General features: G+C 69.2%; 25 protein-coding genes and 1 pseudogene. 14 read left to right on the top strand and 12 right to left on the bottom strand.

Annotation, left to right across the window (positions count from 1 at the left end; genetic code table 11):
• Positions 1-559, top strand: a 559-nt coding sequence (locus MBEBAB_RS16545) for a hypothetical protein (RefSeq protein WP_045319208.1), incomplete at its 5' end; no start/stop codon positions are given.
• An 86-nt stretch (positions 560-645) separates the two neighbouring features.
• On the opposite strand, the gene arsC is transcribed toward MBEBAB_RS16545, so the two are convergent.
• The 7 genes from arsC to chpT all read right to left on the bottom strand — a co-directional run bounded on the left by arsC (position 646) and on the right by chpT (position 4902).
• On the bottom strand, positions 646-996 hold the full coding sequence (arsC, locus tag MBEBAB_RS10725) for an arsenate reductase (glutaredoxin) (RefSeq protein ID WP_021698009.1): 351 nt from the start codon (positions 994-996) through the stop codon (positions 646-648).
• On the bottom strand, positions 993-1148 hold the full coding sequence (locus MBEBAB_RS17645) for a hypothetical protein (RefSeq protein ID WP_242397151.1): 156 nt from the start codon (positions 1146-1148) through the stop codon (positions 993-995). Before MBEBAB_RS17645 ends, arsC begins: the two co-directional genes overlap by 4 nt.
• Positions 1148-1471 carry a hypothetical protein gene (locus MBEBAB_RS17640; RefSeq protein ID WP_045319202.1) on the bottom strand — a complete coding sequence of 108 codons (324 nt, stop codon included), beginning with the start codon at positions 1469-1471 and terminating at the stop codon, positions 1148-1150. Before MBEBAB_RS17640 ends, MBEBAB_RS17645 begins: the two co-directional genes overlap by 1 nt.
• Positions 1472-1542: 71 nt before the next feature.
• Complete coding sequence (locus MBEBAB_RS15200; protein ID WP_242397150.1) at positions 1543-2874, bottom strand: M20/M25/M40 family metallo-hydrolase; 1332 nt, start codon at positions 2872-2874, stop codon at positions 1543-1545.
• A 64-nt stretch (positions 2875-2938) separates the two neighbouring features.
• Complete coding sequence (locus MBEBAB_RS10710; protein ID WP_021698007.1) at positions 2939-3754, bottom strand: CheR family methyltransferase; 816 nt, start codon at positions 3752-3754, stop codon at positions 2939-2941.
• 5 nt (positions 3755-3759) lie between these two features.
• On the bottom strand, positions 3760-4143 hold the full coding sequence (locus tag MBEBAB_RS10705; protein ID WP_021698006.1) for a response regulator: 384 nt from the start codon (positions 4141-4143) through the stop codon (positions 3760-3762).
• 108 nt (positions 4144-4251) lie between these two features.
• Complete coding sequence (gene chpT, locus MBEBAB_RS10700) at positions 4252-4902, bottom strand: histidine phosphotransferase ChpT (RefSeq protein ID WP_021698005.1); 651 nt, start codon at positions 4900-4902, stop codon at positions 4252-4254.
• 94 nt (positions 4903-4996) lie between these two features.
• On the opposite strand from chpT, the gene cysQ reads away from it, so the two are divergent.
• The 3 genes from cysQ (at position 4997) to MBEBAB_RS10685 (ending at position 7580) form a co-directional block, all read left to right on the top strand.
• Entirely contained in the window at positions 4997-5800 is an 804-nt protein-coding gene (gene cysQ, locus MBEBAB_RS10695; protein WP_021698004.1) for a 3'(2'),5'-bisphosphate nucleotidase CysQ, read from the top strand.
• Positions 5801-5916: 116 nt separating this feature from the next.
• The gene (locus tag MBEBAB_RS10690; protein ID WP_021698003.1) at positions 5917-6345 is read left to right on the top strand and encodes a DUF2141 domain-containing protein; all 429 of its coding nucleotides are present in this window, start codon (positions 5917-5919) and stop codon (positions 6343-6345) included.
• Complete coding sequence (locus MBEBAB_RS10685; RefSeq protein ID WP_021698002.1) at positions 6342-7580, top strand: amidohydrolase family protein; 1239 nt, start codon at positions 6342-6344, stop codon at positions 7578-7580. The genes MBEBAB_RS10690 and MBEBAB_RS10685 overlap by 4 nt, the downstream gene beginning before the upstream one ends.
• A gap of 70 nt (positions 7581-7650) precedes the next feature.
• Here MBEBAB_RS10685 and ctrA read toward each other — a convergent pair whose 3' ends face one another.
• The gene (ctrA, locus tag MBEBAB_RS10680) at positions 7651-8352 is read right to left on the bottom strand and encodes a response regulator transcription factor CtrA (RefSeq protein ID WP_021698001.1); all 702 of its coding nucleotides are present in this window, start codon (positions 8350-8352) and stop codon (positions 7651-7653) included.
• 344 nt (positions 8353-8696) lie between these two features.
• Between ctrA and MBEBAB_RS10675 the strand changes: the two genes are divergently transcribed.
• From MBEBAB_RS10675 to MBEBAB_RS10660, 4 genes are all read left to right on the top strand, one after another.
• Positions 8697-9098 carry a helix-turn-helix domain-containing protein gene (locus MBEBAB_RS10675; RefSeq protein WP_081703493.1) on the top strand — a complete coding sequence of 134 codons (402 nt, stop codon included), beginning with the start codon at positions 8697-8699 and terminating at the stop codon, positions 9096-9098.
• Positions 9095-9802, top strand: a complete 708-nt coding sequence (locus MBEBAB_RS10670) for a DUF6456 domain-containing protein (protein WP_021697999.1) — start codon at positions 9095-9097, stop codon at positions 9800-9802. The genes MBEBAB_RS10675 and MBEBAB_RS10670 overlap by 4 nt, the downstream gene beginning before the upstream one ends.
• 149 nt (positions 9803-9951) lie before the next feature.
• Positions 9952-11214: a hemolysin family protein gene (locus MBEBAB_RS10665; RefSeq protein ID WP_021697998.1), complete on the top strand. Its 1263-nt coding sequence runs from the start codon at positions 9952-9954 to the stop codon at positions 11212-11214.
• Entirely contained in the window at positions 11211-12512 is a 1302-nt protein-coding gene (locus tag MBEBAB_RS10660; RefSeq protein ID WP_021697997.1) for a hemolysin family protein, read from the top strand. The genes MBEBAB_RS10665 and MBEBAB_RS10660 overlap by 4 nt, the downstream gene beginning before the upstream one ends.
• A gap of 69 nt (positions 12513-12581) precedes the next feature.
• On the opposite strand, the gene MBEBAB_RS10655 is transcribed toward MBEBAB_RS10660, so the two are convergent.
• Positions 12582-13025 (bottom strand): SufE family protein, encoded by a 444-nt coding sequence (locus MBEBAB_RS10655; protein ID WP_148291508.1) that lies wholly within the window; start codon positions 13023-13025, stop codon positions 12582-12584.
• 185 nt (positions 13026-13210) lie between these two features.
• Between MBEBAB_RS10655 and MBEBAB_RS10650 the strand changes: the two genes are divergently transcribed.
• The gene (locus MBEBAB_RS10650; RefSeq protein WP_021697995.1) at positions 13211-14860 is read left to right on the top strand and encodes a sensor histidine kinase; all 1650 of its coding nucleotides are present in this window, start codon (positions 13211-13213) and stop codon (positions 14858-14860) included.
• Between the two features lie 118 nt (positions 14861-14978).
• Here the strand turns inward: MBEBAB_RS10650 and MBEBAB_RS10645 are convergent, their stop codons facing one another.
• From MBEBAB_RS10645 to cysK, 3 genes are all read right to left on the bottom strand, one after another.
• The gene (locus MBEBAB_RS10645; RefSeq protein WP_021697994.1) at positions 14979-15407 is read right to left on the bottom strand and encodes a Ros/MucR family transcriptional regulator; all 429 of its coding nucleotides are present in this window, start codon (positions 15405-15407) and stop codon (positions 14979-14981) included.
• Positions 15408-15563: 156 nt separating this feature from the next.
• Positions 15564-16781: a DUF2336 domain-containing protein gene (locus MBEBAB_RS10640; RefSeq protein ID WP_021697993.1), complete on the bottom strand. Its 1218-nt coding sequence runs from the start codon at positions 16779-16781 to the stop codon at positions 15564-15566.
• A gap of 52 nt (positions 16782-16833) precedes the next feature.
• Positions 16834-17814 (bottom strand): cysteine synthase A, encoded by a 981-nt coding sequence (gene cysK / locus MBEBAB_RS10635; RefSeq protein ID WP_021697992.1) that lies wholly within the window; start codon positions 17812-17814, stop codon positions 16834-16836.
• Between the two features lie 203 nt (positions 17815-18017).
• On the opposite strand from cysK, the gene fliI reads away from it, so the two are divergent.
• The 5 genes and pseudogenes from fliI (at position 18018) to recA (ending at position 24741) form a co-directional block, all read left to right on the top strand.
• Positions 18018-19373 carry a flagellar protein export ATPase FliI gene (gene fliI / locus MBEBAB_RS10630; protein WP_021697991.1) on the top strand — a complete coding sequence of 452 codons (1356 nt, stop codon included), beginning with the start codon at positions 18018-18020 and terminating at the stop codon, positions 19371-19373.
• Positions 19370-19780 carry a flagellar export protein FliJ gene (locus tag MBEBAB_RS10625; RefSeq protein WP_021697990.1) on the top strand — a complete coding sequence of 137 codons (411 nt, stop codon included), beginning with the start codon at positions 19370-19372 and terminating at the stop codon, positions 19778-19780. Before fliI ends, MBEBAB_RS10625 begins: the two co-directional genes overlap by 4 nt.
• A gap of 13 nt (positions 19781-19793) precedes the next feature.
• Positions 19794-20914 (top strand): annotated as a pseudogene (locus MBEBAB_RS10620) (endo-1,4-beta-xylanase).
• Positions 20915-20985: 71 nt separating this feature from the next.
• A complete protein-coding gene (locus MBEBAB_RS10615; RefSeq protein WP_021697987.1) occupies positions 20986-23505 on the top strand; it encodes a hybrid sensor histidine kinase/response regulator in 2520 nt (839 codons plus the stop codon).
• A 162-nt stretch (positions 23506-23667) separates the two neighbouring features.
• Entirely contained in the window at positions 23668-24741 is a 1074-nt protein-coding gene (gene recA / locus MBEBAB_RS10610; protein ID WP_045319201.1) for a recombinase RecA, read from the top strand.
• Positions 24742-24817: the final 76 nt, after the last annotated feature.

The following is a 24817-nucleotide window of genomic DNA, read 5'->3' as shown; positions in this document are numbered from 1 at the left end:
CCGCGTGCGTGATGGCTTCGCGGGCTGGCGCCGCACCGCGCGCATGACCTTCCCCGGCGAGCGTCAGGACTGGAGTGCGGACCGCACCCGCTACGGCCGCGACGCCTGGCGCCTGTCCCAGACCGGACGGTTCCGGTCGGCGCCGGTGACCTTCGGCCGGGTGACGGACGCGGGCGGCGAAGAGGGTCTGGCGGCGGTTGTGTCCTTCCCGGGACGTCCGCGTCCCTACGGCGCCCGCATCGTGATGCGTGATCCGGCGCGGGCCCAGCGTCCGTGGATTGTTCAGGCCAGCCTGGGTCCGCTGCCGCCCGCCAATACACGCCGCGCCTTCTGGGCCTCGTCCAGCGCCGCCGCGCCCGAGGATCTGCTGCTTGAAGACCGTCGTCAGGGCGAGATCTGGCGCTTCCCGGAGGCGGCGGGCGACGCCATCGCCGGACTGGACCCGCGCGAGCGGTTCACGGTGGAATTTCTGTTCCGCGACGACAGCGTCATGCGGGTGCATTTCGAGGCCGGCGACTTCGCCGCCGCCCGCGCCTTCCTGTCTCTCGGCCCGCTCTAGGTTTCAGGTTCTAGGTTTCAGGGATTAGGGGAAGAAGGCGTTCGACGCGGGGCTTCCCCTAGAACCTAGTACCTAGCACCTAAGACCTAGAGAAGCGGATCGGCCCGGGTGATGGGCCGGGCCACCACGGCGGCCTTGTCCGTCTCCAGGATCGGACGCTCCACCAGTATGGGGTGCTGGACCATGGCGTGCAGGATCAGGTCGTCGGGCGTGTCCTCGGGCAGCAGGCCCATGTCCTGGGCCAGGGTCTCGCGGCGGCGCAGGATGTCCCTCGGCTTCGCCCCGCCCATCTTGGCCAGCAGGGCCGTCAGCTGATCCTCGGTCCAGCCGGCCTTCAGATACTCCACCACCGTGGGCTCGATGCCCCGCTCGGCAAGCATGGCCAGCAGCTTGCGCGAGGTGCCGCATTTCGGATTGTGGAAGACGGTGACGCTCATGTGGCGTGTCCTTCTGTCGGGACGGGTTCGATGATGCGGGCGCCCAGCGCCAGACCGGCCCCGGCGATGAGGGCGACGGCGGCCAGAACGGCCAGTATCTCCAGCCCGCGCCGCGAGGTGGGCGCCAGCGGCCGGGCCAGCATGGCGGCCATCAGGCGATCAGGGCCAGCACGCCCGGCAGATCCATGCCCACGCCCAGGAAGGTCCAGTGCCCCAGGGCGAACAGCCAGCCGCCCAGCACGGCGGTGACGATGACCGCGGGCCACAGGGAGACGTGCCGCTCCAGCCGCGGGTCGATCAGCCCGCCGACGGCGGCGGCCAGCGCGGCGCCCAGCACCGGCCAGGCGATCAGGAAGGCGGCGGTGGGCGCCAGAATCTGAACGACCACGCCCAGCACCAGCATCAGGGCGATCAGTCCGGTCCAGGCCGAGAAGCGCGCGGCCTTCATCCAGCCGCTGTAGAGGGCGCCGCCCACGGCGACCAGGCCGAGGACGAGGATGACCCAGCTGAATTCATAGAGCGTCAGGACGGCGATGGTGGCCAGGATCAGGCGCCCGCCACCAGCCGCCGCCGGCCCTGGGCCGAACCGAACAGGATCAGGGCCGCCGCCAGCAGGCTCAGCACCACCCCGGCCTCGAGCCAGGGCAGGCGGCGCAGCATGGCGTAGTAGAGCTCGGGCGATCCGGCGCGGCTCATGGACGGGCCCGCCAGCCCACGCATGGCGGTGGCCAGCACCACGCCCGAGATGGCCAGCCACAGCCCGCCCAGCGCGCCCAGCCCCATGCCCGCAAAGGTCACGGCCCCGACCTTGCGGCCGCGCCACACCGCGACGATCAGCAGCCCGGCCGCAGCCGCCAGCACCAGCCAGCCGACCCAGGGCGCATACTGGATGAAGACCAGGCCCAGCAGGTCCGAATAGACCGCATTGTTCGTGGCCGCGGGCAGGGCGTCGGCGCGGATGAAATGGTCTGCGGCCTCCAGCGCCTTTTCACCGATGTGCTGGACGCTGCCCCGGTCCAGGGCCTCGGGGGTGGAGGCGGGGTCGTGGTACTGATGGGCCCGTCCGATGAAGGCCAGATTGACCCCGGCGATGCCGCGCTCGCGGGCCAGGGTGTAGTCGGTGCCGTTGGGCATGTTCTCGTAGACGAGCACCGCCAGGGAGTTGCTGTTGGCGCCGCCCTCGACCCGGTCCATGGCGCGGGTGAAGGCGCGCACGGTCTGGGCGTTGCCGGGTCCGGTCTCGAACATGGACGCCCGGCCGCCGCCGCCGCGGGCCTCAAGGTTCACCACCATGCCGACCCGCTGCGCCAGCGGATGCTCATCCAGAAACAGGCGCATGCCGTCCAGACCCAGCTCCTCGGCGTCGGTGAACAGGACGATCAGGTCCCGTTCGGCCGGACCCCGCGCTTGGATGGCGCGCACGGCTTCGAGGATCGCGGCCACCCCGGTGGAGTCGTCCGCCGCGCCGGGCGAATCCCACACCGTGTCGTGGTGGGCCATCAGCAGCACCGCCGGCCCGTCCCGGTCGCGGCCGGGCAGGACGCCGATCAGATTGGTGATCTGGCGTTCCGCAGCTTGTTCGTCGCCCCAGCGAGCGAGGCGCTCGACCGATCTTTCGGACAGGGCGCCGGCTTGCTCGGACGGGTTCAGGCCCAGTTCCGCCATGCGGCCGGTCAGATAGGCGCGCACCCGCCCGTTCTCTTCCGATCCCGTGGGGTGGGGCGCCTGCGCGATCTCTTCGATGTCCACCATCGCCCGGGCGGCCGAGAAGGCGGTGTCGGGCGCGGTGTCCGGCGCGGGATCGGGCGTGTGCGACGCCGCCACCGCCACCGCCAGCGCCAGTCCAAGCGCCGCCACCAGCAGCACGATGCGATTCATGAAAGCCCCGGGTGTCATGGGGCCATTAGTAGGCGCCCGAACGGCGGGCGTCGAGCGGGGAGGATCAGGCCGCGCGTCTCAGGGCGGCGGGCGACTTGACGAAGACGCCGGGGCGGCCGGGGACGGGGCGGAAGGAGTCGGGCCGCTCGCCCGCCGTCTCGTCGAGGCCCAGGAACAGGCAGCCGTCGTCGGCCAGGGCCTGTTCCAGCACATCCAGGGCGCGGGCGCGGCGCTCGGGCGCCATGTCGCTCAGCACATAGCGGCAGAAGATCACGTCGAACCGGCCGCCCGGAGGGGGCTCATCCAGCAGGTTGGCGCGCGAGAAGGTGATGGCGGAGCGCAGGCGGGGCTTGGCCTCCCACATGTCCTCGCTCTGGTCGAACCAGTTCAGCAGCCGCCGGGCCGACAGGCCGCGCTGCACTTCGAACTGGGTGAAGATGCCGGTCCGGGCCTTCTCCAGCGCGCGCTGGGACAGGTCGGTGGCGACGATCTCCACATTGGTCTGGTCCTCCAGCGCCGGCATGGCCAGGGAATAGGCTTCCTGTCCCGCCGCACAGCCGGCCGACCAGATGCGCACCCGGCCTTCCGGCCGCACGCCGGCGATGGCGGGCAGGACCTCGCTTGCGAAGGTGGTGAAGGGTGCGCGGTCGCGGCGGAACCAGGTCTCCGGGTTCAGCACGGCCTCCATGGCGCTCCAGGCCAGGGCGGCGGGCGGCTCGGCGCGCACGGCGTCCATCAGGGCGTCGACCCCGGCATAGCCCTCGCGGCGGGCCACCGGCGCCAGCCGGTGTTCAGCCAGATGCGCCCGGTCCGCGGCCAGCAGGAAGCCGGTGCGGCTGACCAGCAGGGATTGCAGATGGTGCAGGTTCTCGGGCGTCATGAGGGTCAGACCACCCCCGCCTCGGCCAGCTTGGATTCCAGGATCTCGCCGTCGAAGGGCTTCATGACGTATTCGTCGGCGCCGGCGTCCAGCGCTTCCTTGATGCGGTCCACCTCGGTCTCGATGGTGCAGAACAGCACCTTGGGCTGGTCGCCGCCGGGCTGGCTCCGCAGACGGCGAAGGAAGGTCAGGCCGTCCATCACCGGCATGTTCCAGTCCAGCAGGATCACCTCCGGCATGGCGGTGGCGCAGTAGGCCAGGGCCTCGGCCCCGTCGCCCGCCTCATCCACCTCGAATCCCAGCTCCTCGACGATGCGGCGCGCCACCTTGCGGATGATGCGGCTGTCATCGACGATCAGACAGGTTCTGGCCTCGACAGGGGGGTGCACGGTGTGAAATCCGGACGCTTCGGGCGCAGAACTGCGCCCCTACGTCTTATGGTCCTTTGCGGTTAACGAGCTGTTGGCGGACACCCTTAAGCGGCGTTCAGCACGATCTCACACCGGCATGCGCGCGGTCAGGGTGACGCGGTCCTCGCCGACGGTGAAGCCCAGCGTGCCGCCGTGGTCATTCACGGTGCGCCACAGCCAGTAGGACTGGATCCACTGGCCCGCCAGACCCTCGGTCAGGCGCTCGCCGGCCAGGCCCGTGGCCGCCTCGGGCTTGAGCCGGGCGCGCGGGCCGTCGGCCTCGCCGCGCAGGGTCAGCCAGCCGTCGTCCTCGCGCGCGGTCACCGCGGCCACGCCGCCGCCGGGCAGGGCCGCGCCGGTCAGCTGCACCAGGTTCAGGAACGCCCGGGCCTGGGGCTTGGAGAATTCCTGTGGATCAACCCGCCAGTCCAGCGACGCCCGCGCGCCCTTGAACACGCTTTCGGCCAGCGGCTTGAGGTCGTCGGACCGGAACCGTTCGGCGGTCGTGGCGGCGCCGTAGGCCACGCGGGCGAAATTGATCAGGGCGATCAGTTTTTCCGAACTGGCCTCGATCAGGCCCATGGCTTCGTCGCGCATGTCCTGCGCGGAGGGGTCCTTCATCAGGTCCAGGCCCGAGGCGATGGCGCCCGCCGGGCTGATGAAGTCATGGCAAAGCTTGCCGGTCAGGAAGGTGGCCAGGTCGGCGCCGTCCATCATGGCGTCAGAGTCGGTGGTCATCGTGTCCCGCAGCCCACATTTGTCAAAGCCGCGACAAGCTGCCCTGATTTGCCGGTTCTTCAAACGCCCCGCATGGTCTAAGGACCGCCCCCTGATGAGTGCCCTTCCCGAATCCCTGAGCCGCGACCTGGAATCAGGCCGCCTGACCGAACAGCTGGCCGAGATCGCCGAAGAGGCCTCCGCCCTGATCCTGCCCTACTGGCGCGCGGGCGCCGCCGTCACCACAAAGGCTGACGACAGCCCGGTGACCGAAGCCGATCAGAAGGCCGAGGCCCTGATCCTCGAGCGCCTGACAGCCCTCTATCCCGGCGTCCAGACCGTGGCCGAGGAAGCCTGCGCCGCGGACGGAACGCCCGACGCGGAGAACGCCTTCTTCCTGATCGACCCGCTGGACGGCACCAAGGCCTTTGTGGGCGAGCGCGAGGCCTTCACCGTCAACATCGCCCTGGCCCACGGCGAGCGTGTGCTGGCGGGCGTCATCTCGGCCCCGGCCATGGCCCAGACCTGGCGCACGGGGGGAAGCGGCGACAAGGCCGGCGCCTTCAGCCGCCGCTTCGGCGAGACGGCCTGGCGTCAGGTGCGGGTGCGCCAGAAGCCCGATCGCGGTTTCGCCCTGATCAGCCATTCCCTGGGCGAGGACGAGGCCGAGCGCATCGCCAGCCGCTTCGGCTGCGCCGAATGGCAGGCGCTGGATTCGTCGGTCAAGTTCTGCCTGATCGCCGAGGGCCGCTATGACGTCTATCCGCGCACCGGCCCCACCTGCGAGTGGGACACCGGCGCGGGCCAGGCGATCCTTGAGGCCGCCGGCGGCCGGGTCATCACCCTGGAGCAGGGCCAGCCCCTGTCCTACGCCAAGCCGAACTATCTCAACCCCGGCTTCGTGGCCCTGGGCGGATAACACCTAAAAGCTATTTGATTTCAGATGGGTATCCTTATTGAGCGACGTTCGCTCATCGCTCTTGCCTGACCATTCACTTTGATATACAAAGTACTTCATCAGCACTGGAGGTTGCCATGAAACTGTTCGTCACCGCTGCTCTCGCCTGCCTGATCGCCGCGCCCGCCGTGGCCGGCGATGTCGTTGTCACCCTGAACGGCGTGGAGGCCCGGGGCGGAGAGATTCTCGCCTCCCTGAACACCGAGGCCACCTTCATGCGGGGAGAGGGCGAATATGGCGTCATCGCCTCCGGCGACGAGGCGGGGACCATCACCCTGACGTTCGAGGACGTGGCGCCGGGGGACTACGCCCTGATGGTGATGCATGACGAGAACGGCAACGGTCAGTTCGACATGTCGCCCATGGGCATGCCGGACGAGGGCTTCACCTTCTCCAACGGCGGGGCCATGCAGGGCATGCCAACCTTCGAGGTGCACAAATTCACCGTGGGCGAGGACGGGGCGACCCTGACCGAGACCATGTTCTACATGCGGCCCGCCCAATGAGGAGCGCGCTTCTCGGCGCGGCGGCCCTGGTCCTTTCGGCCGGGGCCGCGACGGCCCAGACCACCTGTTACGGCGGCGCTCAATGGTGGACGCCGGAGGGTTTCATCAGCGGCGAGCGCTGCGTGGCCCAGGGGCGCTTCGCCGCCGCGACACCGGACGCCGCGCGCATCGACCTGGGCGGCGCCTGGGTCATTCCAGCCCTGGGCGAGGCGCACAACCACAATCTGGACAATCCGGTCATGGCCCGCGCCATGAGCACCACCTACCTCTCGGCGGGCATTCTTTATGTGAAGAACCCCAACTCGCGTCTGGAATGGACCGAAGCGACCCGCGCCGTGGTCAATCAGCCGGACACGGTGGACGCGGTCTTCTCCCTGGGCGGCGTCACGGCGCCCGGAGGCCACCCGGTGCGGCTGTACGGCTTCCTGTCCCGCTTCTACGGCGAGGTCCGCGAGGGCGAGGCCTTCGAGGGCGACGCCTTTCATCTGGTGACGGCCGAGGGCGACATCGCCCCGGTGCTGGACCGGCTGAAGGCGGAGGGCGCGGACTTCGTGAAGCTGTATCTGCTGGGGTCCGAACACCATCACGAGCGGGCGGAGGATCCGGTCTATTACGGCATGCGCGGGGTCGATCCGGCCCTGGCGCCCGCCTTCGTGCGCGAGGCCCATGCCCGCGACCTGCGGGTCAGCGTCCATGTGGAGACCGCCGCCGACTTCCGCGCCGCGGTCGCCGCCGGGGTGGACGAGATCAACCACCTGCCCGGCTACATGTGGGAGACCGGCGCCACGGCCGAGACCTATCGCCTGACCGAGGCCGACGCCCGCGCGGCGGCCGAGGCGGGGGTCGTGGTGGTCACCACCACAGTTGTGGCCAACGGCTTCGCCCGCAGTCCGGACGCGCTCCAGGCGGTCCAGACTCTGCAGGTGGAGAACCTGCGCCGCCTGCATGACGCGGGCGTCTCCATCGCCATCGGCTCGGACAACTACCAGGCCACGGCGGCGTTGGAGGCCCAGAACCTGCTGGATATCGGCGCCTTCACCGGCCCCGAGCTGCTGCGCCTGTGGATCGACACGCCGCGCGTCTCGATCTTCCCGGACCGCATGATCGGCCGGCTGGATCCGGGATACGAGGCGAACTTCGTGGTGCTGTCGGCCGATCCGCTGGCCGCCATGACCCAGCCGCTGCCGGTCACCGCCGTGCACAAGGCGGGCGAGGCGATCTGGACGGCTCGCTAGGCGCCGCCAAACGGCAAAAGGCCCGCCGGAGCGATCCGGCGGGCCTTTCTTCATTCGATGATCGAGAGGATCAGGCGGCGTTGGCCGTGGCGTTCTCGTGCGGGTCGCGCAGCACATAGCCCCGGCCCCAGACGGTCTCGATGTAGTGCTTGCCGCCGGCGGCCGTAGCCAGCTTCTTGCGCAGCTTGCAGATGAAGACGTCGATGATCTTCAGCTCGGGCTCGTCCATGCCGCCGTACAGGTGGTTCAGGAACATTTCCTTGGTCAGGGTGGTGCCCTTGCGGAGCGAGAGCAGCTCCAGCATCTGGTATTCCTTGCCGGTCAGGTGGACCCGGTGGCCGTCCACCTCCACCGTCTTGGCGTCCAGGTTCACCGCGATCTCGCCGGTGGTGATGATGGCCTGGGCGTGACCCTTGGAGCGGCGCACCACGGCGTGGACGCGCGCCACCAGCTCGTCCTTGTGGAACGGCTTGGTCAGATAGTCGTCGGCGCCGCCGCCGAAGGTCTTGACCTTGGTCTCCACCTCGGTGGAGCCCGACAGGATCATGACGGGGGTGTTGATCTTGCCCACGCGCAGCTGGCGCAGGACCTCAAGGCCGTTCATGTCGGGCAGGTTCAGGTCCAGAAGAATGAGGTCGTAGTCGTAGATCTTGCCCAGATCGACGCCTTCCTCTCCCAGATCCGTCGTATAGACGTTGAAGCCTTCCGACTTGAGCATCAACTCGATGCTCTGCGCGGTCGCGCTGTCGTCTTCAATCAGCAGAACACGCATTGATGCCCCTCCAGGCGAACCTTGACCATAAGGCCGCTCGCACAGGAGCGGGTAACCTTTCCGACCAGTTAAGGCCGCAAAAACCTTAAGAACGGTTAATGCCGAATCGATAGTCTGATTTGCGAATCGGCGTCCAGTGGAACGAGTCAACGATTCGAAATTTCTTTGCCCGCCTTGGGATCGCGGGCCCTTCGGTCCGGTCCCCGCAGCCCTGCCGACGGCGCCGCCAACGTTCCTTAATCCCGCATCTCCGCCTCACCAATGCCGCACTCCTTAACGGGATACGTCCGGAAATGGCGCATAAAATAGGAATATAATCCTCACTGCTTCCGGGCGGGTCCAGCATGGCGTCGCGTCGCTGGGACGCCGGAACCGGAGAGGGAGATGTTCGAACACGACGAAACACTGGAGCACAGGGTGGAGCGGGTCCGCGCGGACCGCGCCCGCGCCTGCTGGCCATGCAGGCGGTGGCCAGCGTGACGGGGGTGCCCGCCGCGGCCATGCAGTCGCGCCGCCTGCTGAACCGCGAGGTGCGGCGGGCGCGCTCGCTGGCCTGGTACCTCAGCCACACGGAATACGGCTGGCCGCTGTATCGGGTGGGGGCCGCCTTCGACCGCGACCGCACCACCGTGGCCAAGGCGTGCCGCGAGGTGGAGGACATGCGCGACGATCCCGCCCTGGACGGTCTGCTGGACCGGGTCGGGCGCGGGCTTGCCGAGATCACCGGCCAAGCGGAGGCGGCATGAGCGAACGCCTGCGCACCCTGCTGGCCCGTCCGGGCGCCTGGATCGAGGCGGCCGATGAGTCCGGCCGCTATCGGCTGAGGCTCAGCCCCGACCGCCGCCGTCGCCCGGCCCTGACCCTGGACGAGGCGGCGTTCCGGGAGCTGGCGCGCGAGCCCGGCCTGGCGGTGCGCGAGGGCGGCGGGTGGCGGGCGCGGGCGGGCGCGGTCCCGCCCCGTCTCTCCGATGGCGGCCGTCCCGGCTTCATGGCGGGGACGCGGCCGGTGACGACCCCGGACGGGACGGTGAAGCCCCGCGCCGTCAATCTGGGGGAGTCGCCCATTCTCTGGCTGGCGCGGCGCAAGGATCCCAGCGGCCGTCCCTGGCTGTCCCCCGCCGAGGTGGCGGCGGGCGAAAGGCTGCGCACAGACGCCGAGCTGGCCAGTCTGGGCCCGTCCCTGACCATGCGCTGGGACGCCCTGCCGCGCGCCGGGGCCGGGCAGGGGACGCCCTCGGGGCCCGGCGAGCGCACGCTGCTGGCCCGCCGGCGGGTTCAGGCCGCCCTGGACGCCGTCGCGCCCGGGCGCCGCGTCATGCTGGAGCGCATCTGCATCCACGGCTCGTCGCTGCAGCTGGCGGAACAGGGGCTGGGCCTGCGCCGTCGTCAGGGCAAGACGGTCCTGAAACAGGCCCTGACCGATCTGGCGGCCCATTACGGGATCGGATGACGGGCGTTTTGCGTTCAAGGCGCATTCGTCGTCCGGTCCCGCCCTTGCGATTGTTGTTCCCCCAACGCGCTGGTATGGCCCGGTGATCCCACCCTCAAGGCGCCCACACCATTCTCAGCTTCCTGATCCCCCTAGGCGTCATCCTCCTCATGGTCGCGGCCAACGCGCTGTACGTGGCGGCGGAGTTCGCCACCGTCGGCGCGCGCAAGTCGCGGGTGCAGGAGAGCGCCGAGGCGGGCAGTCGTCCTGCGGGCAAGCTGCTCGGCATCCTGCGCGACCCGGCGAAGCTCGACGACTATGTGGCGGGCTGCCAGGTCGGCATCACCATCTCCAGCCTGGTGGCGGGCGCCTATGGCCAGGCCCAGCTGACTCCCTTGCTGGCCCCGGTTCTGGGCGCCGTGGGCGGACAGGTGACGGCGATCATCATCGTCCTGCTGGCCGTCACCATGGTTCAGGTGGTGCTGGGTGAGCTGCTGCCCAAGACCATCGCCCTGCGCTATCCCGAGCGGCTGTCCATGGCCACCCTGGCGCCCATGCGCGTCAGCCTGCTGCTGTTCCGGCCGCTGATCTTCATCTTCAACGGAACCGCCTTCGCCATCATGCGGCTGTTCCGGCTCAGCGCCGATCACAGCCACACCCATGTGCACTCTCCCGATGAACTGGAGGGCCTGTTCAAGGCCAGCGCCGCCGGTGGCCTGATCGACGCGGACGAGCGGGACATGCTGTCCGGCGCGCTGAGCGTCCACGGGCGGCTGGTGCGCGAGATCATGACGCCGCGCACCCGCATGGTGCGGGTCAACGCGAAGGAAACGGTCGAAGAGGCGCTGAAGCGCGTCGCCGAGACGCCCTATTCGCGCTTTCCCGTCACCGGCGACACCACCGACGACGTGGTGGGCATCATCCACTTGCGGACCCTGTTCGCCACCTTTGAAAAGACCCCCGACGCCCTGGTCGGCTCCATCAAGCGCGACCCCCTGATCGTCGCCGACGTGATGAGTGTGCCCAGCCTGTGGCAGACCCTGCGCGAGCGCGGCCGTCGCAGCGCCATGGTCATCAATGAGTACGGCAGCTTCACCGGCCTGGTGACCCTCGAAGACGCTCTGGAGGAGGTCTTCGGCGAGGTTCAGGACGAGTTCGACAACGAGGACGAGCTGTTCGTCGCCAACGGCCCGGACCTGAGCGTGCGCGGCGACGTCCGTCTGACCATGCTGGCCGATCGCCACGGCGTCGTCCTGCCCGAGGATCGGGCCGACACCATCAGCGGCCTGGTCTGGCACGAGCTCGGCCGGCTGCCCGTGGTCGGCGACCTCGTGGTGGTGGAGGACTCCTCCGTCCGGCTGGTGGTCGAGGCCATGGAGGGCCACGCGGTGCGCCGCGTCCGCATCCAGCGCGGAACGGAGGCCGAGGGATGATCGACGTCCTGCTTCCCATCGCCGCCATCCTGGCCCTCGTGATCGTCAACGGCGTGTTCGTCGCGGCCGAGTTCGCCCTCGTGGGCGCCCGGCGCAGCCGCTTCGAGACCCTGGCGCAGGACGGCAACCGCGCGGCCCAATGGCTGCTGCGCATTTTTGACCGCGAGGCCGGAAAGGATTCCTATATCGCCATCGCCCAGCTGGGCATCACCCTGGCCAGCATCGGCCTGGGCATGTACGGCGAGCCCGCGGTCGCCCGCTGGCTCTACGGCCCGCTCGAAACCCTCGGGCTCAGCTATGACCAGTCCCACGCCGTGGGCTTCGTCATCGCCCTGAGCGGGATCACCTTCCTGCACGTGGTGTTCGGGGAAATGATCCCCAAGGCGCTGGCGCTGCAGTCGCCCGAGAAGGTCAGCATCTCCCTCAATCCGGTGATGCGCCTGTTCGCGATCCTGTTCCGGCCCATGGTCATGCTGCTGAACAAGATCGCCTTCGGCCTGATGCGTCTGCTGGGCATTCCCGACCCGGGCAAGGGGGCCATGCTCTACAGCTATCAGGAGCTGGAAATCGCCACGGAAGAGATGATGTCCGGCGGCCAGATGAACGCCGCCCAGGCCAAGCTGATCGAGAACATCTTCGAGATGGAGGATCGCACGGCCCAGGAGCTGATGACCTCCCGCGCCCGCATGGCGGCCATCCCCGTGTCCGCCAGCGTGGACGAGGTCGCCACCACCATCTCCAGTCAGAAGCTGGCCCGCTATCCGGTGTTCGGCGCCTCCCTGGACGAGGTGGTGGGCGTGCTGCACGTCAAGGATTTCATCCGCGCCCGGGTGGTCCACGCCGAGATCGACCTGAAGACCCTGGTGCGCCCCGCGCCGCGCGTGGCCGCGGGCATGTCCGCCTATGACCTGATGGCCCTGTTCAAGAAGCAGCGCGTTCACGGCGCCCTGGTGGTCGACGAGTTCGGCGGCACCCTGGGCTTCGTCACCATGGACGATCTGGTGACGGACCTTATCGACGAGGAGGAGGGCGCCGGGTCGGACTGGATCACCGTCCTTCCCGACGGCGCGATGCTGCTCGACGGCGAGGTGACCCTGGCCGAGCTGGAAGAGGACCACGATCTGGACGTGTCCCACCCCGAAGTCTCGACGGTCGCCGGCCTGTTTCTCGCCAAGACCGGGGTGCTGCCCAAGCGCGGAGACATCCTGAACTTCAAGGGCGTCCGCTTCATCGCCGAGGATGTGCGGGGCCTGAAGATTCTCCGCGTCCGCGTCGAGCGCTCTCCCTTGAAGCGCTAGACCCGACGGGTCATCGACCGGCGTCGAATTGCACCAATTGCACTGATTGCACCGTGCAACGGCGCGTGTTCAGGCGCCCGCCGCCGCTTCCTGACGGATCCGCCCGATCATGGCGTTCAGGCCGTTGGCGCGCTGCATGGTGAGGGCCTGGGGCAGGCCCAGGCGGTCCATGGCGGCGCGGGCGTCGAAGGCCAGGATCTGGTCGGGCTCGCGGCCGGAATACAGGCGCAGCAGCAAGGCGATGTTGCCCTTGGACAGATGGCTGTCGGAATCGGCCAGGAAATACAGCCGTCCCCCGTCGCGGATCACGTGCAGCCACACCTGGGCCGCGCAGCCGGGCACCTTGTTGGCCTCGACCCGCGCATGGTCGGGCAGGGGGGCCAGGCCCTTGCCCAGTTCGATGACGTATTCGATGCGCGGCTCCCAGTCGCCCAGCAGGTCGAACTCCTCGGCCAGTTCGGCCAGGGTCTCGTCGATGCTCTGGTCGGGCGGGGTCAGGGCGGCGTCGGTCATGGGCCGCAGATAGACGCCCCGGCGGCGGGCCACAACCATGCCCGTCCCCAACCCCGCAAGGATGGTCCACCGGAATCTGGTCGCCTGTGGCGCGAGCGATCTCGCCGGGTTCCGTCCGGGCCTTTAGTCTGGTCTGTCGCGCCGAACGCCGCGCCGACTCGAAATCGCAACGGACCCCGCCGCGCTTGACCTCCTCCGCCGCCTCTTCGTCCGAGCCTGACGCCGGCGCCGCCGTGACCGGGGCGCCGCCGCCGCTGGCCATGTGGCACGCGGGGTGGGCCACCGCCTGCGCGGTGCTGGCGCTGGGCGGACGGTTCGTGGGGGCGGGGGTCGAGGGGCCAGCCGCCCTGGCCCTGATGGCCATGGTGGCGCCGGGGCTGGGCGGGCTGCTGCTGCTGCGCCGCGACGGCTTTCGTCCGCGTCTGGCCCTGCTGACCGGCTGGAGCGCGGCGGCCATTCTGGCGGCGGTGCTCAGCGGCGGGCTGAACGGCCCGCTGGCGGCCTTCGTCTTCATGCCCATGATCGCGGGTCTGGCCCTGGGCGGGGTGCGTCTGGCCCAGATGGGGACGCTGGGGACGGGACTGGCGGCGGCGGGCGGTCTGGCCGCGGCCCTGATCGGCGCCCCCGCCGTCGACAACGCCGTGCTGGCGGCCCTGACCGGGGTGATGAGCGCCCTGGCCGCATCCCTTGCGCTGAGACTGTCCTTCGCCGCCCGACAGACGCGGCTGCACCGGGCCGAGGCGGCCATGGCGCGCAGCGAGGCCATCCTGACCGGCCAGCCGGGCCTGACTCTGGTGCTGGCGCCGTCGGGCCGGGTGCTGGCGGCCTATGGCGCGTCGCCGCCGGGGCTGACCGCCGAAATCCTGTTCGACCAGGGTCTGATCGCCGCCGTCCATGGCCCGGACCGGCCCGCCGTCCTGTCGGGTCTGGACAAGGCCCTGAACGGCCTGGACGCCCAGACCCGCTTCGCCCCGCGCGAGGCGCTGGACCGCCGGGTCATGCTGGCGCTGAAAGGGCTGGAGGACGGCCGTCTGATCGGCCAGATGCACGACGCCACCGCCCAGTATGCGCGCGAGGCCGCCCTCGACGCCGCCCGGGGCGAGGCCGAGGCCCGCGACAAGGGCAAGACCCGCTTCCTGGCCTCCATGAGCCATGAACTGCGCACGCCCCTGAACGCCGTGGTCGGCTTCTCGGACATCATGCGCCAGGCCCTGTTCGGGCCGCTGCCCCCGAAATACGCGGACTACGCCGTCTCCATCCATGAGGCGGGCGGGCACCTGCTGGCGGTTATCAACGACGTGCTGGATGTGTCCAAGATCGAGGCGGACCGGTACGAGCTGGCGCTGGAGCGGTTCGACGCACGCGACGCCGTGTCGGAGGCCGTGGCCATGGTCCGGCTGAACGCTGACGAGAAGGGCGTGGTTCTGAACAGCGTCCTGCCGCCCGAGGCCCTGACGATCATGGCCGACCGCCGCGCCCTGAAGCAGATCACCCTGAACCTGCTGGCCAATGCGGTGAAGTTCACCCCGGCCGGGGGCTCGGTGACCCTGACCGCCGACGGGGTCGGGCCCTATCTGGAGATCGTGGTGGCTGACACCGGGGTGGGCATCGCCGCCGAGGATCTGGGCCGGCTGGGCCGCCCCTTCGAACAGGCGGGCGACGCGGGCCAGAAGAAGATGGGCACCGGCCTGGGCCTGGCGCTCGTGCGGTCCCTGACCGAACTGCACGGGGGGCGGCTGATGGTGGACAGCACCCTGGGCGAAGGCTCGGCCTTCACCGTGCGCATGCCGGTGGTGGAGCTGGCCCCGCCCGTCACAGACGAACCTGTAGCCTGAACTCTGTTCCAATCCTCCCCCGTGTCGCTTCGCTCGCGGGGGAGGATGGGCGAGCCACGTAAAAACGCCCGCCCCGGCGACCGGGGCGGGCGTTTCAGATCCTGACAGGCAGGACGTCTTACTTGGCGGCGCGAGCGCGGCGGGCGGGTTTGCGGCCGCCCTGGCCCAGGCCCATCTGCTTGGCCAGTTCCGAACGCGCCTTGGCGTAGTTCGGGGCGACCATGGGATAGTCCTTGGGCAGGCCCCACTTGGCCCGATACTCTTCCGGGCTCATGTCGTACTTGGTGCGCAGATGGCGCTTCAGCGACTTGAACTTGCGGCCGTCCTCGAGGCAGATCAGGAAGTCCGGAGTGATGGACTTGCGCACCGAAACCGCCGGCTCCTGCGGCTCGGGCTCGGGCTGGGCGCCGCCCGCCTTGACCACCACCAGGGCGGAATGGACGCTCTGGATGACGCCCGGCAGGGCCTCGGCGTCGACGTTGTTGTTGCTCACATAGGCCGACACGATATCGGCGGTCATTTCGAGAAGTTCAGACGTTTCGTCCATGATCACGCTTCCGGAGTTCTGTTGACTTTACGGGTCAGAAGCGGATCGCCGCTCCCCATGGGAGTCGGCAATAAAGTTGTTTCGGCGGTTTATCAACAGGAACCGGGGCCGAAGCGACTCTAATCGGCAGCCTTATCTTTAGAGTTGCAGATCAGTTCATCGTCCGAAGTTTTCAGCCAGGGCCAGCATGGCGGCGCGTTCGGGGGCCGAGTATTCATCCAGCGCCTCTTCGTCGCCTTCTCGGATCGCCTGCATCAGTTGCGGCGTCAGGGCCGAGGACAGGGACCAGTTCCAGTAGCGCAGCACCGTCTGGGCCCGGTCCACGGCGAACATGTCATAGGTGATCATCACCCGCTCCCAGACCGGGTGCCCGTTCCCGTCCGGCGTGGTCTCCGGCCGGCGCATGGAGCGCCAAAGACCCTGAAGATTGTTCTTGGACAGGCCGGTGGCCTTGCACAGGATGGCCAGGGGCTCGCCGCCCTCGTCGCCCAGGATCTTGGCCCCGGTCAGGGGTTTGATGCCTGACAGATAGGATATCTCGGCGGCCAGTTCGCGGTTCAGCCCTCCCGAGGCGGCGACGGCCACGGCATGTTCAAGGCTGTCGTAGGGACTCTTCTCGATGGCCGCGCGGTTGCGCTGGCGCCGCTCGATGAACTGCAGGGCCTTGCGCGAGACCGGGTCCTGCCAGCCCTCCTGGGCCGCCATGGCGAAGATGTCCTCCACCACCTCCTGCATCACCTCGCGCGAGACGGCGAAGCGCTGAAGGATGGTGCGCCGCTCGTCCGGGCCGCACCACCAGAACATCACATAGGCGCCCGACGGCCGCATCTCGGGGCGGCGCAGCAGGTGTTCGCACAGCTGGGGATGGGTGCGGCTGAGGCTGACCATGGCCTCGATGCCCGGTTGCGACAGGCGAGCGGTGGTGTTGCGCAGCACCGCCTCGATCACCGCCGGTTCGTGGTGGGCCAGCAGGGCGTCGGTCACCACCTCGGACAGGTTGCGGCGCGCGGCCAGCAGGAAGCGGTGCTCCAGGCCGGCCTCGGCGGCGCAGGCCACCAGATCGGAATCCGACAGGGCGGCGCACTGTTCGATCAGCACGCCCGCGATCTCGGGCTCGTCGCGCAGCAGCAGGCGCGCCAGGCTGTCGGGGACTTCGCCCAGGGGCGCCAGGCGCACGGCGACCCGGCGGCGATCTTCGGGTGCTGCCAGGCGCAGCATCTCCACCAGCAGGTCGCCCACCACGGAGCGCTCGAAGGCGTTCACCCGGCTGGCGGGCAACGACACCACATCGGCCAGGCGCTTCAGCAGCGCATGGCGCGCGCGCGGCCCCGGCGAGGGCGCGCCGTCGGCGGATGTGGCCGCAGGCTCGGACATGTCGGCGCGAGCTTAGACCCGAAGCGGTTAATCAGGGGTGATGAAGCCCGCCCTACAGCCCCTCGAACAGGGCCGTGGACAGATAGCGCTCGGCGAAGCTGGGAATGATGGCCACAATGGTCTTGTCGGCGTTCTCGTCCAGGGCCCCCTGGCGGAAGGCGGCGGTCAGGGCGGCGCCGGAGGAGATGCCCACCGGCAGGCCCTCGACGCGGGCGGCGCGGCGCGCCATGTCGAAGGCGTCCTCGTTGGAGACCTGCTCGACCCCGTCGATCATGGACGGGTCGACGATGGAGGGAATGAAGCCCGCCCCGATGCCCTGGATCTTGTGCGGGCCGGGCGCGCCGCCGGACAGCACCGGCGAGGCGGTGGGCTCCACCGCGATCATGCGCACCGAGGGTTTGCGCGCCTTCAGCACCTGGCCCACGCCGGTGATGGTGCCGCCGGTGCCCACGCCCGCGATGACGATGTCCACGGCCCCCGCCGTGTCGTTCCAGATTTCCTCGGCCGTGGTGGCGCGGTGGATGGCGGGATTGGCCAGGTTGTCGAACTGCTGCGGCTGCACCGCGCCGGGGGTGGCGGCGAGCAGCTCGTTAGCCGTGGCGATGGCGCCCTTCATGCCCTTCTCGGCCGGGGTCAGCACCAGCTCGGCGCCCAGCAGGGCCAGCATCTTGCGGCGCTCGATGGACATGCTCTCGGGCATGACCAGGATCAGCTTGTAGCCCTTGGCGGCGGCCACGAAGGCCAGGGCGATGCCGGTGTTGCCGCTGGTGGGCTCGATGATGATGTCGCCGGGCTTCAGCTTTCCGGCCTGCTCCAGCGCCTCGATCATGGCCACCCCGATGCGGTCCTTGACCGAGGCGATGGGGTTGAAGAACTCCAGCTTGGCCAGGATGGTGGCCTTGGGCTTCATCTCCGCCGACAGGCGCGGCAGCCGGATCAGCGGCGTGTCGCCGATGGTGTCGACGATGGAGTCATAGACCTTGCCCCGTCCGGTCTTGGCGTGCCGCGAGGCGTCGTAGGGGGTGTCGGTCATGGAAAGGCTCCTGTCTGTCGTCGTGGCGTAGGGGATAGATAGGCCTTCTCACGCCGTGGCAAAGTCAGAAATGCTGCGGCGGCCCGCCAGAGCGGCTCAAAGAGCGTGGCGCGGTCAAGGTTTCCTTCACCCCCGCTTAACCGTTTCGCAGCAATTCTTAACGGGAAGACGGCCTTGGGGGCTGTCTCCGCTGAGGGGCATTCTTGCGCAATCTCGTCGCCGCTGTTGAGGCTGTGGATCCGCTGGTCGTGACCGGGAAGGTCGCGGGCGTGTCCGGCCTGCTGATCGAGGCGCGGGGCGGCATGAGCCGGCTGGCCGTGGGCGCGCGGGCCGAGATCGTGCGCCGGGGCCATCAGGGCCTGCCCGCGGAGGTGGTGGGCTTCCGCGACTCCAAGGCCCTGCTGATGCCCTATGGCCCGGTGGAGGGCGTGGCGCCCGGCGCCGACATCCGCATTCTCGACGTGGCCGCCAGCGTGCGGCCGACCACGGCCTGGCTGGGCCGCATCATCGACGCCTTCGGCGATCCCATCGACGGCAAGGGGCCGCTGCCGCCCGGACCCGCCCCCTATCCTCTGCGCGCCGCGCCCCCGCCTGCCCATTCGCGCGGCCGGGTGGGCGAGCGGCTGGACCTGGGCGTGCGCTCCATGGACGTGTTCACCACCACCTGCCGCGGCCAGCGTCTGGGCATCTTCGCCGGCTCGGGCGTGGGCAAGTCGGTGCTGCTGTCCATGCTGGCGCGGCAGGCCACCTGCGACGTGGTGGTGGTGGGTCTGATCGGCGAACGGGGTCGGGAGGTCCGCGAGTTCATCGAGGAGACCCTGGGCGAGGAGGGGCTGAAGCGCGCCGTGGTGGTGGTCGCCACCAGCGACGAGCCGGCCCTCAAGCGCCGTCAGGCCGCCTATATGACCATGGCCATGGCCGAATATTTCCGGGACCAGGATCTGGAGGTCCTGTGCCTGATGGACTCCGTCACCCGCTTCGCCATGGCCCAGCGCGAGATCGGCCTGGCCGCTGGCGAGCCGCCGACCACCAAGGGCTACACCCCCACGGTCTTCTCCGAACTGCCCAAGCTTCTGGAACGCGCCGGGCCGGGACCGATCCGGCCGGACGGCACCCAGGCTGCGCCCATCACCGCCATGTTCACCGTGCTGGTGGACGGCGGCGACCATGACGAGCCCATCGCGGACGCCGTGCGCGGCATTCTGGACGGCCACATCGTCATGGACCGCAAGATCGCCGAGCGCGGACGCTTCCCCGCCATCGACGTGCTGAAGTCGGTCAGCCGGACCCTGCCGGACTGCCAGACCCTGCCCGAGCGCGACCTGAACCGCAGGGCCCGCCAGTGCCTGAGCGCCTATTCGGACATGGAGGAGCTGATCCGCATCGGCGCCTACCGCGCCGGGGCCGACCCCATCGTCGACCGCGCCATCGCCCTGAACCCCGCGCTTGAAGCGTTTCTGGGCCAGGACAAGGACGAGGTGACGCGCATGGCCGACTCATTCGATCGTCTTCAAACCATCCTGAACCAGGGCATGATCCCTCCGGAGGATAGCCAATGACCAGCTGGGCTCACTCGTTGATCCGCATCTCCAACTATGAGGTGGAGACGCTGCAGAAGCGCCTCGCCGAGATCACCGCGCGGCGGGCGTCCACCGAGATGCGGCTGGCGGTGCTGGACGCCGAGGCCGAGGTAGAGCGCGAACGCAGCCGCCACGACACCCAGGCCGGCATGATGCTGAGCGCCTATCTGGCCGGCTGGAAGGCCCGCAAGGCCGCTGCTGAAACCGATCTGGCCGAACTGGACGCCGAGGAAGCCGGCGCCCGCGACGCCCTGACCTCCGCCTTCGAGGAGCTGAAGAAGTTCGAACAGGTGGCCGAGACCACCCGCCTCAACCGCCTGATCGCCGCCGCCAGGCGCGAAACGGCGGCCTTCGACGAGCTGGGACTGCGGAAACGGGCGAGCTGATCCTTCTCCCCCCATGCGCTTCGCTTTGGGGAGGAGAAGCTGGCGCCCTCCTTGCACCGCCCGTCCCATGACCCAGCCCCTGTTCAGCCGTCGCGCGCTTCTGGCCTCCACCCTGGCGCTGGCCGCCTGTGACGGACGGCCTGCGGCGTCCCAAGTGGTCGAGGGACCGATCCGGCCGCTGCGGGACGTGGCGTCCTTCCCCGTCGGGGTGGCCGCCATGACCGACCATTTCCGCGATCCCCAGTGGGTCGAGCTGGCGTCCACTCACTTCTCCCAGCTCACGCCCGAGTGGGAGATGAAGATGGAGTACATCCTGGGGCCGGGCGGACGCCTCCGCTTCGCCGCGCCGGACGCCATCGCCGACTTCGCTGCCCAGCACGGCATGAGCCTCTTCGGCCACGCCCTGATCTGGTACTCGCAGGGCCGGGCCTATTTCGAGGGTCTGGACGAGACCCGCTTCGCCGCCGAGCACGACCGCTACATCCGCGAGGTCATGGGCCGCTACCGGGGCCGGGTGACCGGCTGGGACGTGGTCAACGAAGCCGTGGCCGAAGACGGCAACGGCCTGCGCGACTGTCACTGGTCCGCGCGCTTCGGACAGGACGGCTACATCCGCCGGGCCTCGAGGTGGCGGCCGAGGCGGACCCGGACGCGGTGCTGTTCATCAACGACTACAATCTGGAGCATAATCCCCGGAAGGGCGCGACCTTCCTGCGCATGGTGGAGCGGCTGCTGGGGCAGGGGGCGCCCATCGGCGGGCTGGGGACCCAGTCGCACATCGACTATGACATCGAGCCCGGGCGCACGGCGGCCTTCATCAACGAGATGGCCCAGTTCGGCCTGCCCATCCATGTCTCGGAACTGGACATGTCCATGGGCCGCTCACGCACCGACCTGACCCGCACCCCGCGCCGTCGCGAACTGCAGACCGAGCGGGTGCGCGAGATCGCTGACGCCTTCATGGCCCTGCCCGAGCGTCAGCGCTTCGCCTTTACGGTGTGGGGTCTGCGCGACCGGGACAGCGTGCTGCGGCGCGGCGACTGGGACGACGGCCGCGACGAGCCCCTGATGTTCGACTGGCTGGGCCGCCCCAAGCCCATGTTCAAGGCGCTGGAAGAGGCGTTCGGCGCGTAAAAGCCAAGTCCGCTAAGGCTTGATCAAGGATTGACGTTCACCATGACGGCCGTCCCTCGACGGTTAGTAGCATGCATGTCGTACGCGCCGCGTTTCTCGCGGCCCTCATCCTGATCGTCACGGGCGCATCCCCGGCCAGGGCCGAGACGCCGCATCGCACGGCCATGGAGCTGGCCGAGGCTGTCGAGGCCCGGGCGGGGGCGACCAGTTTCGCCGATCTCTACGCCTTCGGCCGCGAGGCCCTGACGCGCGATGACCGCGAAGGGCTGAACCGGCTCTATCATGTCGCGTGGATCAGCCTGAACCAGGGCGAGTTCGAGCAGGCGCGGCTGTGGAACGGGCGGCTGGCCGAGGCGGCGGCGCGGCAGGGCGACGACCGCTACATCGCCATCGCCGCTCTGAACGATCTGACCATCCTCTATGATCAGGGCGACACCACCGCGGCCGCCGAGATGGCGCGCATCGCGGACACCACGGACGACTGGTTCGTCCGGGCCCACGCGGTGCGCATCCACGCCCTGGCCCTGATGGATCAGGACCGGATCGGCGAGGGGCTGGAGCGTCTGGCCGAGATGGACAGCCGCATTCCCGATGATCGTCCCTATTCCCGCACGGCCCACGCCGGCCTGTGGGAGATGACCGGCATCGGACTGATGAAGCTGAACGACGTGGCCGGGGCCACCGCCGCCTTCGGCCGGTACGAGATCGACTACAACAAGCCCGAGTACCCCCGTCCCGATTTCGACAGCCTCTACAACCTGGCGCGCCTGTCGACCCAGATCGGCGACACGGAGACGGCCCACGCCCTCTTTCTGGCCCATCGCCGCCTGGCGCAGCGCACCGGGCTGGAGAGCCTGATCGTCTATGACGCCAATCTCTGCGCCATGACGGCCGAGGCGCGGCGGGCCTGGCGCGATGTGCTGGCGTGCCTCGAACCCTATGGCGAAAACCTGGGCGCGGCCGATTTCCTGGCGCCCCAGATGCTGCCGCGTCGGGCCATCGCCCGGGCGCGGCTGGGCATGGCCGAGGCGGCGGCGCGGGACATGGCGCGCATCGAGGCCTTGCAGGCGGCCGGCGAGTTCCGCGAGGAGGGCGTCTCCCGCGTGCCCCTGGCCCGGGCCGAGCTGCTGTTCGCCCAGGGCCGCAACGCCGAAGCCTACCGCGTGCTGCGCGACCATTTCGTGGACAATGAGGTGGCCACCGCGCGCCGCTTCAGCGCCGGCATCAATCAGGTCACCGGCGACATGCAGGCCCAGCTGGAGGAGCGCCGCCGCCAGCTCGAGATGACCCAGACCAACGCCGGGCTCCAGCAGGACGTGATCCAGTCCCAGCGCTGGATCGTCGGCATCGCCATCGTGTTCCTGCTGTGCGCGACGGGCGTCCTCATCTGGCAGCTGCGCCAGAGCCGGCATTTGCGCGAGTCCCGCCTCAGGGCCCACCAGGCCAACGACGCCAAGTCCGCCTTCCTGGCCAATATGAGCCACGAGATCAGGACGCCGCTGAACGGGGTCGTGGCCATGGCCGACGCCCTGGCGCGGGCGGACCTGACCCCGCGCGAGCACGAAATGGCCGAGGTCATCCGCTCCTCCGGCAAGACCCTGGAGCGCCTGCTGTCCGACATCCTGGACAGCGCCAAGATCGAGTCCGGCCAGATCACCGTGGAGCGGGCGCCGTTCCATCTGGGCGAGGCGGTGCACGACATCACCACCCTGTGGGGGCTGCGCGCCGAGGAGAAGGACGTGCTGCTGACCGCCCACATCGATCCAGCCGTGGACCGGGTGGTGAACGGCGACGCGGTGCGGGTGCGCCAGATCCTGGCCAATCTGGTCTCCAACGCCCTGAAGTTCACCAGCCAGGGCCAGATCACCCTGACGGTGGAGCCCGGCGAAGGCGACTGTGTGCGGTTCTCGGTCAGGGACACCGGCATCGGCTTCGACGCGGAACAGAAGGCGCGCATCTTCGGCCGCTTCCAGCAGGCTGACGGCTCCATCACCCGTCGCTTCGGCGGCACCGGCCTGGGCCTGGCCATCTCCCGCGATCTGGCCCGGCTGATGGGCGGGACACTGGACTGCGACAGCACGCCGGGCGCAGGCTCCACCTTCTGGTTCGCGATTCCCCTGCCGGCCGCCGAGGCTGAAACGGTCCCGGCCGCCGCCCCGGTGGACCGCGCCGACCTGACGGCCATGCCGCTGAGGGTGCTGCTGGCCGACGACCATCCCGCCAACCGCAAGGTGATCGAGGTGATGCTGTCCCAGACGGCCATGGACCTGACGGCGGTGGCGGACGGCGCCGAGGCGGTGCGGGCCTATGGCGAGGCCGACTGGGACCTGGTGCTGATGGACATGCAGATGCCGGTCATGGACGGCCTGACCGCCACCCGCGAAATCCGCACCCTGGAGATCGAGCGCGCCCGCCCGCGCACGCCGATCCTGATGCTGACCGCCAACGCCCTGGACGAGCATGTCCAGGCCGGGCGCGAGGCGGGCGCCGACGGCCACCTGGCCAAGCCCATCACCTTCGCGGGCCTGTTCGAGGCCATGGGTGAAGCCCTGGCCGGATACGACGAGGCGAGACAAACCCAGGCGGTTTGAACGGCCTGCTCCATCTCTGTCAAAATCGGACGTACCTGCAAAAAAGAACATATTGCGAACGAGAACAAACCATGCACATATGGCGTCAGTCGCAGGGGCGGGTCGGTAGCGGGCCTCTTCCGGAACGACAGGCGGGGAATCGTGGCAAAAGGACCGAAAGTAATGGCGCAGGCGGCATTGAAACTCGTGGGCAAGGAAGACGGCGACAAGGCCAAGGCGCTGGAAGCGGCGCTGGCTCAGATTGACCGGGCGTTCGGCAAGGGCTCGGTGATGAAGCTCGGCAAGGGCGGGGTTGTGGCGGAGATCGCCAGCGTCTCGACCGGCTCGCTGGGCCTGGACATGGCCCTGGGCATCGGCGGCCTGCCCTATGGACGGGTGATCGAGATCTTCGGCCCGGAATCCTCGGGCAAGACGACCCTGGCCCTGCACACCGTGGCCGAGATCCAGAAGGCGGGCGGCACCGCGGCCTTCGTGGACGCCGAGCACGCCCTGGACCCCAGCTACGCCCAGAAGCTGGGCGTCAACCTGGACGACCTGCTGGTCAGCCAGCCGGACAACGGCGAGCAGGCGCTGGAGATCACCGACACCCTGGTGCGTTCGGGCGCCGTGGACATCGTGGTGGTGGACTCCGTCGCCGCCCTGACGCCGCGCGCCGAGATCGAGGGCGAGATGGGCGACAGCCTGCCGGGCCTTCAGGCGCGCCTCATGAGCCAGGCGCTGCGCAAGCTGACCGCCTCCATCTCGCGCACCAACTGCATCGTCATCTTCATCAACCAGATCCGGCACAAGATCGGGGTGATGTACGGCTCGCCCGAAACCACCACCGGCGGCAACGCCCTGAAGTTCTACGCCTCGGTGCGTCTGGATATCCGCCGCACCGGCGCCATCAAGAACCGCGACGAGGTGGTGGGCAACACCACCCGCGTGAAGGTGGTCAAGAACAAGGTGGCCCCGCCGTTCCGCGAGGTGATCTTCGACATCATGTACGGCGAGGGCATCTCCAAGATCGGCGAGATCATCGATCTGGGCGTCAAGGCCGAGGTGATCGAGAAGTCCGGCTCATGGTTCAGCTATGACAGCCAGCGCATCGGTCAGGGCCGCGAGAACGTGCGCGAGTTCCTGAAGCAGAACCCCGACATCGCCGCCTCCATCGAAAAGGCCGTCCGCGCCCATTCGGGCCAGATCGCCGAGGAGATGCTGGGCGCCCCTGAGCCCGAGGAAGGCCAGGACGACTGATCCCTTCTCTCGATGGGAGAAGGGGACCCCGCGCACCGGACCGCGCAGCGATCCGGTTCTGGCGCGGGGGATGAGG

The sequence above is a fragment of the Brevundimonas abyssalis TAR-001 genome (genome assembly GCF_000466985.1).
Taxonomy (GTDB): domain Bacteria; phylum Pseudomonadota; class Alphaproteobacteria; order Caulobacterales; family Caulobacteraceae; genus Brevundimonas; species Brevundimonas abyssalis.
The sequence above is the reverse complement of the archived record's forward strand: the minus strand, read 5'-3'. Positions and strand labels throughout refer to the sequence as shown.